The 15,021-nt window shown below is 36.4% G+C and carries 14 protein-coding genes; 5 read left to right on the top strand and 9 right to left on the bottom strand.

Annotated elements, in window-relative coordinates; all coding sequences use genetic code 11:
- Nucleotides 1–71: 71 nt before the first annotated feature.
- Nucleotides 72–611 (bottom strand): 5' nucleotidase, NT5C type, encoded by a 540-nt coding sequence (locus EG346_RS10450; RefSeq protein ID WP_228425788.1) that lies wholly within the window; start codon nucleotides 609–611, stop codon nucleotides 72–74.
- Between the two features lie 336 nt (nucleotides 612–947).
- Between EG346_RS10450 and EG346_RS10445 the strand changes: the two genes are divergently transcribed.
- On the top strand, nucleotides 948–2,843 hold the full coding sequence (locus EG346_RS10445) for an ABC-F family ATP-binding cassette domain-containing protein (protein ID WP_123878492.1): 1,896 nt from the start codon (nucleotides 948–950) through the stop codon (nucleotides 2,841–2,843).
- 100 nt (nucleotides 2,844–2,943) lie between these two features.
- On the opposite strand, the gene EG346_RS10440 is transcribed toward EG346_RS10445, so the two are convergent.
- The gene (locus EG346_RS10440) at nucleotides 2,944–3,999 is read right to left on the bottom strand and encodes a Gfo/Idh/MocA family oxidoreductase (protein ID WP_123878490.1); all 1,056 of its coding nucleotides are present in this window, start codon (nucleotides 3,997–3,999) and stop codon (nucleotides 2,944–2,946) included.
- 187 nt (nucleotides 4,000–4,186) lie between these two features.
- On the opposite strand from EG346_RS10440, the gene EG346_RS10435 reads away from it, so the two are divergent.
- The 3 genes from EG346_RS10435 to EG346_RS10425 all read left to right on the top strand — a co-directional run bounded on the left by EG346_RS10435 (nucleotide 4,187) and on the right by EG346_RS10425 (nucleotide 7,839).
- Nucleotides 4,187–6,475, top strand: coding sequence for a TonB-dependent siderophore receptor (locus EG346_RS10435; RefSeq protein ID WP_123878488.1), 2,289 nt, complete (start codon nucleotides 4,187–4,189; stop codon nucleotides 6,473–6,475).
- Nucleotides 6,476–6,572: 97 nt separating this feature from the next.
- On the top strand, nucleotides 6,573–7,088 hold the full coding sequence (locus EG346_RS10430) for a PepSY-associated transmembrane domain-containing protein (protein ID WP_123878486.1): 516 nt from the start codon (nucleotides 6,573–6,575) through the stop codon (nucleotides 7,086–7,088).
- Nucleotides 7,089–7,248: 160 nt separating this feature from the next.
- The gene (locus EG346_RS10425) at nucleotides 7,249–7,839 is read left to right on the top strand and encodes a hypothetical protein (RefSeq protein WP_073334344.1); all 591 of its coding nucleotides are present in this window, start codon (nucleotides 7,249–7,251) and stop codon (nucleotides 7,837–7,839) included.
- Nucleotides 7,840–7,936: 97 nt separating this feature from the next.
- Here the strand turns inward: EG346_RS10425 and EG346_RS10420 are convergent, their stop codons facing one another.
- Nucleotides 7,937–8,572 (bottom strand): peroxiredoxin, encoded by a 636-nt coding sequence (locus tag EG346_RS10420; protein ID WP_073334342.1) that lies wholly within the window; start codon nucleotides 8,570–8,572, stop codon nucleotides 7,937–7,939.
- Between the two features lie 94 nt (nucleotides 8,573–8,666).
- On the opposite strand from EG346_RS10420, the gene EG346_RS10415 reads away from it, so the two are divergent.
- A complete protein-coding gene (locus EG346_RS10415; protein WP_073334340.1) occupies nucleotides 8,667–9,551 on the top strand; it encodes a mechanosensitive ion channel family protein in 885 nt (294 codons plus the stop codon).
- A gap of 359 nt (nucleotides 9,552–9,910) precedes the next feature.
- Here the strand turns inward: EG346_RS10415 and sucC are convergent, their stop codons facing one another.
- The 6 genes from sucC to EG346_RS10390 all read right to left on the bottom strand — a co-directional run bounded on the left by sucC (nucleotide 9,911) and on the right by EG346_RS10390 (nucleotide 14,999).
- The gene (sucC, locus tag EG346_RS10410) at nucleotides 9,911–11,101 is read right to left on the bottom strand and encodes an ADP-forming succinate--CoA ligase subunit beta (RefSeq protein ID WP_073334336.1); all 1,191 of its coding nucleotides are present in this window, start codon (nucleotides 11,099–11,101) and stop codon (nucleotides 9,911–9,913) included.
- A gap of 208 nt (nucleotides 11,102–11,309) precedes the next feature.
- Nucleotides 11,310–12,026: a hypothetical protein gene (locus EG346_RS10405; RefSeq protein WP_123878484.1), complete on the bottom strand. Its 717-nt coding sequence runs from the start codon at nucleotides 12,024–12,026 to the stop codon at nucleotides 11,310–11,312.
- A gap of 20 nt (nucleotides 12,027–12,046) precedes the next feature.
- Nucleotides 12,047–12,433, bottom strand: a complete 387-nt coding sequence (locus tag EG346_RS10400; protein WP_073334331.1) for a DUF423 domain-containing protein — start codon at nucleotides 12,431–12,433, stop codon at nucleotides 12,047–12,049.
- Between the two features lies 1 nt (nucleotide 12,434).
- Nucleotides 12,435–12,851, bottom strand: coding sequence for a hypothetical protein (locus tag EG346_RS25075; RefSeq protein WP_228425786.1), 417 nt, complete (start codon nucleotides 12,849–12,851; stop codon nucleotides 12,435–12,437).
- Nucleotides 12,800–13,504, bottom strand: coding sequence for a hypothetical protein (locus EG346_RS10395; protein ID WP_228425784.1), 705 nt, complete (start codon nucleotides 13,502–13,504; stop codon nucleotides 12,800–12,802). Before EG346_RS10395 ends, EG346_RS25075 begins: the two co-directional genes overlap by 52 nt.
- Before the next feature lie 166 nt (nucleotides 13,505–13,670).
- Complete coding sequence (locus tag EG346_RS10390; RefSeq protein WP_123878481.1) at nucleotides 13,671–14,999, bottom strand: hydroxymethylglutaryl-CoA reductase, degradative; 1,329 nt, start codon at nucleotides 14,997–14,999, stop codon at nucleotides 13,671–13,673.
- Nucleotides 15,000–15,021: the final 22 nt, after the last annotated feature.

Here is a 15,021-nt window from a genome sequence, read left to right as displayed (position 1 = left end):
ATTTCCTGCATTCAACACTCCCAAGGTCTTATTAAATTTAGCAGCTGTTTAGTTAAATTTATTTTAAAATATCACCATTTTGTGATGGAAGTTCTAAAAAATGTATAATCTTTCTTTCTTACAGAATAGCCATGATCTCTTCCCATGAATACACTCTCTTGTAATGTTCGTTTTCTGTCAGCTCGTTGTGGGGTTGGGTAAAAATGATCCAGGTTTTTCGGATAATCATCAATCATTACATCACCATGGATTACTTTTTTGCTTCCGCATAAAACAATCTGTTCCCAGCTGATAAACGGAAAGTGTTCTCCCAGCCAGTCAAATTTTTCCCGTAAACTGTTGGGAAATTCCATTCCGGCAGAAACAATATAGAGCTCGTATTTATTATTGATATACTCCAAAGCCGCACGGCTTCCTTCCATTACCGGAAGCGTTCTGAAAAAGCCAACTTCATTGACGTGTTTCTTTCCATTGGGAAAGGCTTCAATTTCCGGTATTCCGACAAGATTACTGATTTCAATTTCTCTTCCTGAATCTCTTTTTTCAAACTGCACCAGCTGATGATATACATCTGCCATGACCCCGTCCATGTCTACAATTACTCTTTTCATTATTATACATCCGATTTAGCATTCATTAGCATCAAAAATCAAGCCTTAGGGCCATTCAAAATTAGGGAATGTGTTGGGGAAATTTACTTGATGGATATTAAATAAATCTTAATTTTAAGGGATGGAAGATGGAAGCCGGAAAAGAGAAACTATTTAATTCAAATATTTTTGTACCCTTGTCAAGGTTTTGAACCTTGACAAGGATATCTTCCAACCTCCTTCTTCCCCCTTCCATCTTCCTTACCTCTAATTCACTTCATTAGGTCAAACTTTTCTAGTTACATTTTCGTACTTTTGCCGCTGAATACAAAATCAATATCAAACCATTACATTCCAATGAATTACGTTTCTGTCGAAAATCTTACTAAATCTTATGGCATCAAAGTTTTGTTCCAAAACATCAATTTTCATGTAAATGAAGGCGACAAAATAGCCATTGTTGCTAAAAACGGGAGCGGAAAATCTACCCTTCTTAAAATATTAATGGGGAAAGAAATTGCAGACAGCGGAACTGTGAATATTAATAAAGACATCCAGGTTGTTCTATTTGACCAGGAGATCGAGTTTGATTCTGATCTTACTATTGACGAATTTATGATGACGCTTGATTCTGCCCCTATTCAGGCCTTGAAGAATTATCATAAATCCCTTCTTTCTACCGATTACGATTTCATTGAAAAAGCTTTGGCTGAAATGGAAATCCATAAAGCGTGGGATCTGGAGAATGACATGAAACAAATTCTCTCTCAGTTAAAAATCACGGATCTGGAAGCCAAAATGGGAAACCTTTCCGGAGGACAGATCAAACGTGTGGCCTTAGCGAAATTACTGACTGAAACAAGAGCGGAACACCGTCATACCCTTCTCATCATGGATGAGCCTACCAACCACCTGGATGTAGAAATGGTAGAATGGCTTGAAAGCTATCTGAGTAAAGCAAAAATAACTTTAATTCTGGTAACTCACGACAGGTACTTCCTGGATGCTGTGTGTGGCATTATCTGGGAAATGGAAGATAAAAATCTATATTTCCATAATGGATCATATGCAACTTATCTTGAAAACAAAATGATTCGTGAGGACAATATGAATTCTACCATCGACAAAGCCAATAATCTTTACAGGAAAGAATTGGAGTGGATGCGAAGACAACCTAAAGCGAGAACTACCAAATCGAAATCGAGACAAGATGACTTTTACGAGACTGAAAAAATAGCTAAAACTGATACGCGCAAGGAATCTCTGGAACTTGATTTCGAAATGAAAAGGCTTGGAAACAAAATTTTAGAGCTTAGAGATATTTCTAAAAGTTATGGAGATAAATTATTATTAAAAGATTTCAGTTATCAGTTTCAGCGAGGCGAAAAAGTAGGAATTGTAGGAAAAAACGGTGCCGGAAAATCTACCTTACTGAATATCATCCAGGGGCTTGAACCCAAAGATTCCGGAGAAATTGAAACGGGAGAGACGATCAAATTCGGCTATTTTTCTCAAAAAGGACTGAAGTATAAAGAAGATGAAAGAGTCATTGATTTTATCAAAGAAATTTCTGAAAACTTCCCTTTAGCCAACGGAAAAACCATCTCTGCATCTCAATTTTTAAGATTATTTCTATTTGACGATCAGACACAATATTCACCTATTTCTAAACTTTCGGGAGGGGAAAAAAGAAGACTGCATCTGATGTATATTTTATATCAGAATCCCAACTTCCTGATCTTTGATGAGCCTACAAATGATTTGGATCTTCCAACTTTGACGGTACTTGAAAATTTCCTGCTGAACTTTCAGGGCAGTTTGATTATTGTTTCTCACGACAGGTATTTTATGGACAGAATTGTTGACCATATTTTGGCATTTGAAGGGGAAGGAAAAATTAGAGATTTTATTGGAAATTTCTCAGAATACAGAGATGCCAAAAGCCGCGAGGATGCAATGGAAAAAAATGCAGTATCCAAACCGGAACCTGTAAAAGAAATTGTTGCAGTAGCAGCAAAAGAAGTAATTCAGACTTCTTCTCCAAAAAGAAAAATGTCTTTTAAGGAGCAAAGAGAACTGGAAACGATAGAAAAAGAAATGCCTGAACTTGAAGAAAAACGCGCCAAGATCATGGACCAGCTTAACAATGAGACGGAATATGAAAAGGTGGCAAAATTATCTGCTGAACTTGAAACCATTTCTGAAAAGCTTGAGGAATATGAAATGAGATGGCTGGAACTTCAGGAAATTTAAATAATATATAGAGAAAGGGTTTTAGAATACGAGCTACTGATATAATCCCTCATACGCTTCTATTCTAAAACCCCCTATTACTCTCAACTCTCCCACGCTCTTACAAGTAAACAACCTTCTCCCCTTTTGAGCTCTCAATGGAAGCATCGATGATTTTCATATTCTGAACCACTTCTCTTCCCTGTGACGGCAATGCATATCCAAAGACAATGTATTCGTAGATCTGTTGGTAATAATCCATATAATTTCCGGGTTCACTGGTGGTCAGTATTCTTTCAGTTTCCGAATTTTCATTTAAGAAGTTTAAAATTCCGTCTGTGTCTTTTAACGGTTTTGTCCATTCGTTCCCATACACAGGTATAGCTCCGGCAACCAATTCATTTTCCTGATTGTCTGTCCTTTCCTGCAGAAAACTTCCTTTTTCCCCATGAATAGCATACGCATAATGAGCTTCTTTGGTAAAGACCGATGATTTCAGTCTCACTCTCAAATTATTTTTGTAGTAAAGAAGGATTTCAAAATAATCATTCGCATATTCTGCTCCTTTCATGGAAAACACATCAGCAAAAAGCTTTTCCGGATATCCGAAATACTGTACTGCCTGGTCTACAAGATGAGCCCCCAGATCATGAAGTGAACCTGAACCTGTTTGTTCCGGATCTTCTTTATGCTGTTTTCCGCTTGGTGTCGTGCGGAATCTGTCGAAACGAATTTCAGCTTCTTTAATGTCTCCCAATTTTCCTTCACTCATTATTTTGTGAACCTGTAAAAAATCGCGGTCAAATCTTCTGTTCTGATACACACTTAGAAATAACCCTTTTTCTTCTGCGAGATTCACAAGCTGCTCTGCTTCTGATACACTTACCGTAAAAGGTTTTTCAACGATTATATTTTTTCCGGCTTCGAGTGCCATTTTAGCATATTCGAAATGCGTTTGAACCGGGGTATTGATGATCACCAGTTCAATATCTGCATTCTGAAGCATCTCTTCTACGGAACGATAAATAGTCGCCTCCGGATATTTTTCTTTAGATTCTTCCTTGCTTCTTTCTACAATAGCAGCCATAAAAAATCCGGGATGTTCTTTTAAAAACGGAGCATGAAAAACTTTTCCGCTCATTCCAAAGGCACAAAGTCCTGCTTTTACCAATTGCATAGGTATAAATTTTTAACAAAGATATTTAATAATCCTCAGTTTAGCAGCTTACAGCAAGGATAGATATTTTTATTACTTTCTTAAAGTATGACAAAAATCATTTTATTATTTTTATTAATTCTAAATTAATCCCTTCCGAATTCTTATTTTTGCCGCTATTTAAAACTATTCTACATAAAAATAAGAAATGAAAAGACAACTCTCTTCTTTAGGCCTTTTATTGACCGCCTTATCTTTAGGCGCTCAAATGAAAAATATTGAGACGGACACCATCAGATCACAAACTATAGAAGATATCAACCTTCATAAAACAGGAAATCCAAACCAGGCAAGAACATTATCGACCAAGTCTAATCTTACGGTAATGGAAAACCCACAGGCGATCTCCATTGTCACGCATGAAATCATTGAGCAGCAACAGGCTAAACAATTGAGCGACGTTCTTCAGAATGTCAATGGTATGTATGTGACTTCATCCAGAGGAAATTCTCAGGATAGCTTTGGAGGGCGTGGTTTTATCTTAGGGAATGATAATATTTTTAAAAACGGATCCAGGATTAACAGTGGTGTTTTTCCGGAAATCAGCGGTCTTGAAAGAGTTGAAGTCCTGAAAGGAGCTAATGCAATGCTTTATGGAAATACAGCTGCAGGAGGGATTATCAATATGATTACCAAAAAACCAAAATTCAATTTTGGAGGAAGTGTGGGACTGAACGGAGGAAGCTGGAATTCTTACAAGCCAACGATTGATCTTTACGGTCCTTTATCCAAGGATATAGCCTTCAGAATAAATGGTGCTTACGAATATGCTGAAAGCTTCAGAGATGTTGTTCAGTCTGAGAAATATTATTTCAATCCTTCATTTTTATTTAATATAAGTCCAAAATCCCAGTTAATTGTAGAAGCGGATTATCTTAAGAATAATTTTACTCCGGATTTTGGTATTGGGTCTATTACAAAACAGGATGGTCTTACGTATGAATTAAATAATTTGCTTCCAAGAAATGCATTTTTAGGAACAGACTGGCAATATCAAAATGTACAGCAGCTTTCCACAAATATCACATTTAATCATCAGTTTAATGAAAAATGGTCTTTGAATAGTACTGCTTCATATCAAAACTATACAAAAGATTATTTTTCTACGGAAAGAGTACAGTGGGGATATGAAAAAATCAGTAATCGCCTTTCATGGAAAAGACCTTTAAACAGAACCTATAATGAACAAAACTATACTTCAGCACAGGTAAATCTTAATGGTGAATTTAATACAGGAAAAATTAATCATAAAGTATTAATTGGAGCAGATGCAGATTACAGTGCCGCAGACTCATATACCTACTATAATCCAAGTAATAATCTGGCATACGGAAACAGTTATTTTTATGGGACAAACGGAAACAGCCTTGGAACGGTTTACCTTGATGACCCTTCAAGCTGGGCAAGTGGTGCAACACCCGATGCTTCAAGATTAGAACAGAATCGCATTAATACAAGAAGAATTGGAGTATATGCACAGGATTATATCAGCCTTACCAAAGAGTTTAAAGTAATAGCAGGATTACGTTGGTCTTATATTGAAAATATGCCGACAATCAATACTAAATTTAAAACCAATAAAAACGCAGTTGTTGATCCTAATGCTACAACAACTAAAGGATTAGTCAATAATACTTCATCATCAGATCAGGCAATATCACCAAAAGTAGGATTTGTCTATTCTCCAAATAACAATTTATCTGTTTTTGCAACCTATACCAATTCTTTTGTGGCTAATACAGGTATGTTAAGAAATAATGAAGCTTTAACCCCAACCAATATTGACCAATATGAAGTGGGAGCCAAGAAAAATCTATGGAACAACGCTTTGGCAATTAATCTTACTATTTATCAAATATTATATAGAAACTACTATCAGGTAGCATTAAATGATGCAGGACTACAGTTGGATCCCAACGGATTGATTAAAGATTTTGCAGGAAAAATGAGAAGTCGCGGTATAGAACTGGACATTACGGGAAATCCTAATGAAAATCTATCCATTATTGGAGGCTTCTCGTATAATAATTCAGTTTATCTTGATACTCCTGAAAAATTCGGTTATGTAGAAGAGCAGAGAATTGTGAGAACTCCTGCTACTACAGCCAATGCTTCTGTATTCTATAAATTCACCCGTTTTGCCAAAGGATTAAAAATAGGTGCCGGTGCTTATTATATCGGTAACCGTCTCGCGGGATGGAATGATACCAAAACAGGAAGTAACAGTTTAGCTTCAAGAAATGGAGTGAGCAGAATTTTTGAATTAAAAGATTACACAACCGTAACCATATCTGTAGGCTACGAGTGGAAAAAATTCTCTATCCAGGGGAAAGTGGGTAACTTATTCGATGTTGTCAATTACAACGTACACGAAAACTATTCAGTCAACCCTATTACCCCAAGAAACTACTATTTTACCCTTACCTACAAGCTGTAGAATTTAATACGATAATAATTTCATCAATCAAAGTGGAAATTGCATTTTTGCAGTTTCCATTTTTAAATGATAAAAAACAAACAATACGATATACGATATGGATAAGATCAAGGACACAAGAAGTTTTATGCGAATTACACACCGTTATCTTGGATATTTTCTTGCAGGAATAATGGCCGTGTATGCACTGAGTGGAGTTTTACTTGTTTACAGGGACACCGATTTTCTGAAAAAAGAAAAGAAATACGATAAAACTGTTGCGGTCAACCTTTCAGAAAAGGAATTGGGAAAAGAATTAAAGATCAAAGGCCTTGAAGTGGAAAAAACAGAAGGAAACATTCTTCATTTTAAACAGGGAACGTATGATGCTGCATCCGGAAAAGCAAAATATTCTAAAATGGAACTTCCTTTTGTTCTGGACAAGATGGTTAAACTTCATAAATCCCAATCAAAAGAAACATTATCTCCTCTTAACACATTTTTTGGGATCTCTTTATTTTTCTTTGTCATTTCAAGTTTCTGGATGTTTAATCCTAAAACAAAAGCATTCAAGCGAGGGATCAAATTTGCTATTGCAGGCCTTATTATTTCGATGATTCTTTTGTGCCTATAAATTATAGGATCATCAAAAAAATGACTAAATAATTCACATTACTCATCTTGGCAAATTAACACTTATTCTGAGTTTTTATCTAAAATTAAGAAGTCTGGCACATTTCTTGTTTTTTCTTTAATCTACAAATGATAACATTTAATTATTAAAATAATAAATTATGAAAAAACTAATTTTTGCAGGAATATTGGCAGCAACAGGATTAACTGCAACTGCGAATGCTCAGATTCAAAAAGGTAACTGGCTTGTAGGGAGTAGCTTACTAACAAGTAACTTTGGTTTGAATACTGGTGGTGGTTATAGCATTGCTATTCAGCCTAAAGGTGCTTATTTTATCCAAGACAATGTTGCAGTGGGTGGATATGTTAATTTAGGAATTAGCAAAGTAACCAACGGAAGCCCAACAAGATTTGATTATGCAGTAGGTGGTTTAGGCCGTTATTATCTATCTCCGGGAGAAAAAGGAGTGGATAACTTGTTAAATCACGGACGTTGGTTCTTCGAAGGTAACGTAGGTATCGGAGGTTCATCTGTTGAAAATGGTAACTCAACAACAGGTCTTGATTTCGGTGTTGGACCAGGTTATTCATATTTCATTACCCCTAATATTGGTTTAGAAGGTCTTGTTAAATATCAGGGACAAGCTGGTTTTGGTAGCGAAGGATTAAATTCGAATATTACATTCAACGTAGGATTCAGTATTTACTTACCAACTTCAAAGGCTAAAGAAGTAGCTAACGACGTAAGATAATTTTATATTATCTGATAAAAAAAATGAAATCGCCCCGAAATATTTTTCGGGGCGATTTTCGTACAAATTAAAACTAAACTATAAAAAATCAAATAAATCATGTATTGGGTTGGGGCGTATATCTCAGGTACGGCTTTACTTCTGTAACACCTTTCGGAAATATTTTTCTTGCTTCTTCTGTAGAAATTGTAGGCGGAACAATGACGTCTTCCCCGTTTTTCCAGTTGACAGGAGTCGCAATCTTATGGGAATCAACCAGCTGAAGAGAGTCCAGTACTCTCAGGATTTCATTAAAATTTCGTCCTGTAGATGCAGGATAGGTGATAATGAGTCTTACTTTTTTGCCGGGATCAATAATCAGTAAAGATCTTACCGTAGCAGTCAGTGAAGCATTCGGATGAATGAAATCATAGAGTTCAGAAATTCTTCTGTTCTTATCTGCAATAACAGGAAATTGAACATCCGTATTCTGGGTCTCATTAATATCTTTAATCCAGTTCTGATGGTCTTCTACTCCATCTACACTTAAAGCAATAACTTTGGTTCCTCTTTTATCAAATTCTGATTTCAGCTTTGCTGTATAACCCAGCTCTGTAGTACATACCGGCGTATAATCTGCAGGATGTGAGAAAAGAATTCCCCACGAATCCCCTAAAAATTCATGAAATTTAATATCACCTAAAGAAGTCTCTGCCTGAAAATCCGGTGCTGTATCTCCTAGTTTGATTGACATAATATTCTGCTTTATTAGTCTACAAATTTAGTAGACTTTTTGGAACTGGCAAAATTTTTGTAAGAAATTTATATCTTTAATTAAAATTTTATTCATGCAGAACATTGGACACCGCTATATAGATGTCATTTACAGAGTTTTGGAAAGCTGGTACATGAGATTTGCCGAGCTTACTCCGAAACTTATCGTCGGAATTTTAGTCTTTTCTTTTTTTCTTATTACCAGTAAGTACCTGAGTTTAGGCGCCGTAAAATTATTTCACAAATTTTTCCCGAAAAGTCAGAAGGAAAGTTCTCTGGTTACTTTAATCAGTATTTTCAGATTTCTGATCATGATGATGGGAACTTTCATCGCTCTTGAAATTATGGGCTTCAGCGGTTTCCTATGGAAATTCATCGGAAGTCTAGGGGTGGCTGGGGTTATTGCCGGGGTCGCTTTAAAGGATCTGGTATCCAGCATCTTTTCAGGAATGCTTATCGGGATTGATAAAGCATTTAAAATAGGGGATTATATTACGATCGGAGCGCATTCGGGGACCGTACAGGAAATAGGTTTCCTAACAACCAAAATCATTACTGACGATGGAAAGAAAGCTTATATCCCCAATCAGGTTATTTTCAATGCTCCTTTTTATAATATCACGGCTTCCCCGCAACGCAGAATTATTTTAAATTTTGAGATTCCGGCAGACGAAGATATCAGTAAAGCACAGAAAGGAATGCTCGATGTTATTAAAAGTCTTGACACCGTAGACAGACTGGATACTTCGGAAGTTATTTTCACCGACCTTAAACAGGGCAATTTTAACCTCCAGGCTAAATTCTGGATGAAGGTAGGTGCTAACATGGTTCAGTTGAAAAGCGAGGCTTATCTTAAGATTAAGGAGCGTCTGGACGCTGACAATATACAGCTTGTCACCCCTACGAGCATCAGCATCACGAATGGAGAAACTTCTCCTGCCGAAAATCAGGACAAATAAATACCAACCGCTTTTCTTAAGCGGTTTTTTTATTCTTCAAATTATTTTTTATGATTGAATTTCGAGAGATCTTTCTGGTTTAACCGGGCTGAAAAAAAATAGATTCAACCACAAAAGTTTTTTCACACTTAAGTTATTTTAAAGCTGAATAAATTGTACATAGAAAGCGCACTTCAGTTCTTATGAAAATCTTTGATTTTCTTCTCAGGTGATCTTATTGTTTTCAGGATAATAAAACTTTAAAACTAAAGTGATCTCAAGTGTTTAACATTAAAAATTTTTGTGGCTTTTGTGGCTAAAAAATAAAAAAAACCGTTCCAAAAATGGAACGGTTTCTCAATTTATTTACAAGTTTAGGCTTATGCTAAAACTTCTTTTACTTTGTTGGCTGCTTCTTCCAAAGTAATTGCAGAATGTACAGGAAGACCTGAATCATCAATTAATTTTTTAGCTTCAACAGCGTTAGTTCCCTGTAATCTTACGATCAATGGAACCGGAAGGCTACCCATCGCTCTGTAAGCATCTACAACACCCTGAGCTACTCTGTCACATCTTACGATACCTCCGAAGATGTTGATCAGGATTGCTTTTACGTTAGGATCTCTCAAGATAATTCCGAAAGCAGTCTGTACTCTCTGAGCATCTGCAGTACCTCCTACGTCAAGGAAGTTAGCCGGGTTACCACCAGATAATTTGATGATATCCATCGTTGCCATAGCAAGACCAGCACCGTTTACCATACAAGCAACGTTACCATCCAATTTTACGAAGTTAAGACCAGCTTCACCAGCTTCTACATCCATTGGATCTTCTTCTCTTGTATCTCTTAATTCAGCAAGGTCTTTGTGACGGAACAATGAGTTATCATCCAAAGTTACTTTAGCATCTACAGCGATAATTTTGTTATCAGACGTTTTCAACACAGGGTTGATTTCGAAAAGAGAAGCATCAATTCCAGTGTAAGCATTGTAAAGAGAGGCAATGAATTTTGTAAATTCTTTGAAAGCATTTCCTTCAAGACCTAGGTTGAAAGCGATTTTTCTAGCCTGAAAACCTTGAAGACCTAAAGCAGGATCAATGATTTCTTTGTGGATCAAATGAGGCGTTACTTCTGCAACATGCTCAATGTCCATACCACCTTCAGTAGAATATACGATTGTATTTTTACCTTCAGCTCTATCTAAAAGAATAGAAACATAAAATTCTTTAGTTTCAGTTTCTCCCGGATAATAAACATCTTCTGCAACCAAAACAGAGTGTACTTTTTTACCTTCAGCAGAAGTTTGTGGAGTTACCAACTGCATTCCGATGATGTTTTGAGCGTTTTCTTTAAGTTTATCCATGTTTGGAGAGAACTTTACACCACCACCTTTACCACGACCACCTGCGTGAATTTGTGCTTTTACCACCCAAGCCTGAGCTCCGGTTTCAGCAGTCAATTTTTCAGCAGCTGCTACAGCTTCTTCTACATTGTTCGCTACGAAACCACGTTGGATAGCAACTCCGTACTTTGATAAAATCTCTTTTGATTGATACTCGTGAAGATTCATATTATTTTTATTATTTTATTTTAAAATTTAAAGGTTGACAAATTTACTAAAAAGACATGGAAGTTCAAGTTTATTGACTTAAAAATTAAGGTACAGTATACTTGATTTTTAACATATTTATCAAATTCCCTCTGTTCTTCGGATGATTTTTCAGACTGTGATCCCATCCATGTAATCTTTGGAGTCAGAAAACATCAGTTGTTTTTGACTATTCAAACCTTAACACAATCGGCTGGGAAAATTGTTGTATAATGGGCTTTTTATCATAATACAAGGGCTTTTCCAAACCTCCGATAGCATAGAGGAATAATGCACTGATAATCTTGAACTCTGTACCGGATGATCCGCTGTATTTTACTTTTTTGAATTTCCCATCCACATCAATGATAAAATTCAGCCGGCACTGATAGGTCCCTTCGTCCTCTTCTATCAAATAAACCGGAAAATCAACGGTCAAGCGTTTTTTTAAATCTTCAAGTTGATGGTAATTCTCGACCTGACTCATATCAACAGATTTACTTTTGATTTCATTTTGAGATTGAGATTCCCCCGGCGACACGGTGTTTTCTACCTGTATTCCATTCGCTGTTTTAAATAAAATACTTTGATCGACCTTCCCGATGATGACTTCTTTATCGAATATACTTTGGTACAGGCTTTCCAGATCCTGTATTTTTTCAATGTAAAAAGCTTTATATTTCTTACTGTACAGATCAGCATTTTTTTTGTAATCATACCGACTGATGCTGTCAGAAAAATTCTTTTGAATCGTTTTAACGGCCGTTAAAATATTCCCATTCATGAATTTCTTCTTCTCCTGGGCGTTTATTTTTTGAACACCGAAAGAAAAAATAATAAGGGTCATCAACAATAAGATAAAACGACTTTTCATTTGTCCGTCTTTATAGTAAACAAGTTTTGCCAAAGTCTGAAACCCGTTTCTTATTATATTTTTGTTTTGGCAAAATACCATATCAGCAGTGCCCAGCTAACAATCATAAAAAGACCTCCAAGCGGAGTAATGGGCCCTAAAAACTTCAGGTTGGCCCCCAGATAATCCTGTAAACTCAGGAAATAAATACTGAAAGAGAATAACATTGTTCCTGCAATCATTAAAATAGAAATCCATTTCTGCGATGAAGTATCAAATTTCAGGATGTAGCCAACGATCAACAGAAAGAATGCAGCGTACATCTGGTATCGCACTCCGGTTTCAAAACTTTCAAGTCTTTCCACAGACAGTATCTTTTTTAAAGCATGTGCTCCGAAAGCTCCCAGAATAACGGACAGCATTCCATAGGCGGCACCGAAAATTAAAGTAATTGTTTTCATTTTATAGTTCTTCTAATTCTAGATTTAAATATTTTTTTGTTTTGTAATCCTGCCATGTACCAATGATTTTATTCCCTTTCAAATCCGCTTCTATTAAGGCTCTTGGTATCCATTCCTTAAGTTCCTCACTGTGGTAATCATCTTCTGTGATGGAAAAATGGTCATGGACAAATTCGCCCCTCCAATTGATTGATTTTTTGTTCTTGTCATACCAATAAGTAGCTGAAAAGGAATCATCCTCATTGATTTCGTTAAACAAAACCGTAATAGGATATTTTCCGTCAATTTTTCCTTTGAATAATTTATTTCCTGGACCCGTCTGCCCAATTTTTTCAGAACCTGAAATCAGATTCTTACCATAAATACTCAGGTATTTTTCAAGTTCTTTATAGGTAAATTCCAGTTCATGACTTCCCAATCATCCAATGCCCGCATGGCATGATTGGAACATCGACCTGCTACAAAAGTCAATTTATCCTTTCCGAAAAAATACTGGATGCCATTCAAAGTATAATCCATAAAGCATCCTTCATATAAGCCAATCTGCTCCTGAACTTCTTCTGATGGATTCTTTTCGGATTTTAATTTTACGAGAAAGCTATTGACTCTTTTTTTAATTTTTTTCTGAATCAAACCTGCAACCGTTTTGGTAGCACTTGCTTGAAATAAAGCTTCCGCATTGATATAATTTCCAGTTCTCAGATCAAAATTCTTCCAGTCTGAAAACTCTTCCGGATACGCTCCCGAAGCCTCTCCATTGATGCTTATACTTAAAATATTTTTAGGAGTTTCCAATTTCTGCCAATCAAAGAAATAGACATAGTTGGAATAGTAATTCGTAGCTGTAGAGGCCAGTTTAAAAGGGTTCCCACCGGAATTCGGAATATATTCCAGTTCACTGACCTGCAGAAAAGTATTGATCTTATTCTCAACCAAAGGCTTTACGCTGTAAGAAATTAACGGAAAATTATGGTTTTCAGAGGCAGGTTGCAGATTATTGATCTTCACATTTTTTTGCTGTGAAAAACTTAAACCTGAAATCAAAAGGAAGAATAGAAGATTCCGTTTCACTATTTTGATTTTATATAGATTAAAATAAGTTTCGCAACCAGAGTCGAAATCCCCAATATCATAAAGAGAGTGGAAAATTTTTTAGAACTTCTGAATCCCGGGGATGTCGTTTTCTTTAAAAAAATCCCGAAGCCGATAAATAGTAAAGGTAAAATGATTTGCAGCATTATTGGGCTCTTAATCGGTTAAACTCATGAATAACCTCATGATGACTTACTGTTTTATCTTTAAAATACGTCACAAAATGCTGTTTTTCCGCTTCTGTAGCGCCCATTTGGTTTAAAATATTCAACAAGTGCATTTTCATATGCCCTTTCTGGATACCTGTTGTCACTAAAGAACGAAGGGCTCCGAAGTTCTGGGCAAGACCGGAAACAGCCAGAATACTCATCAATCCCTGTGCAGATGGTTTTCCAAGAAGGGCCAGCGAGAATTTCACCAAAGGATGTAAATTCGTAAGTCCTCCTACCACTCCAACAGAAATCGGAAGATCAATCCAGAATCTGAAAATTCCATTGTCTATCGTACAGTGAGTTAAAGATCTATATTGTCCGTCTCTTGCAGCATAGGCATGTGCGCACGCTTCTGTGGCTCTGAAATCGTTACCTGTGGCAATGACTACAGCATCTACTCCATTCATCACTCCCTTATTGTGCGTCGTGGCACGGAAAGGTTCTATTTCAGCGATGGTTACCGCCTGTTTGAATTTTCTCGCAAACTCTTCATTGGAAATTCCGCTGTCGTCTTTTAAATCTTCAATTTTACAGGAAACCTCAGCTCTTACAATACAGTCAGGGGTAAAGTTGGAAAGAATATTCATCACCACCTGAAGTGAGCTTTTTTCTTCCTGAGTAAAATCTTCACTCGTTGCAATTTCCTGTTTCAATGTTTTACCGAACTGCTCAAGACATGAATTGATGAAATTCGCACCCATGGAATCTACCGTATCGAAACTTGCTTTAAGCTGGTAGTAATTCGGCATTTCAGAAGTTTTATCAACTAATTTAATATCCAAAATTCCACCGCCTCGATTTCTCATGTTGGCTGTGATCGCTTCTGTAGCTTCGTATAATTTTTTCTTTAAATTAAAATTAAAGAAATGCTGAAGCTTATGAGATTCTACGTTAAATATAAAGTGGGTATGTCCCAGTTTTTCATTGTTGATAATGGTTGTTTTAAAACCTCCTTTATCGATCCAGAATTTGGCAGCCTTGGAAGCGGCCGCTACGACTGAGCTTTCTTCTACCGCCATTGGAAGGGCGAATAGCTTTCCGTCGATCAGGAAATTCGGAGCAATTCCGTAAGGCATATAGAAATTGGAGATCGTATTTTCAGAAAACTCTTCGTGAAGTTTCTGAAGATCAGCATTTTCGTTCCAGTATTGTTTTAGTATATTTTGATATTCTTCGTTTCCATCAAGGTATTCGCTCACAAGCCAATCTATTTTGCCTTGCTTGGTAAGTTTCGAGAAACCTTCTACCGGTTTATGATCCATAGCATAAATTTAATATCCGTAA

This window comes from Chryseobacterium carnipullorum (genome assembly GCF_003815695.1).
Lineage (GTDB): Bacteria > Bacteroidota > Bacteroidia > Flavobacteriales > Weeksellaceae > Chryseobacterium > Chryseobacterium carnipullorum.
This window is presented reverse-complemented; position numbering and strand designations above follow the sequence as displayed.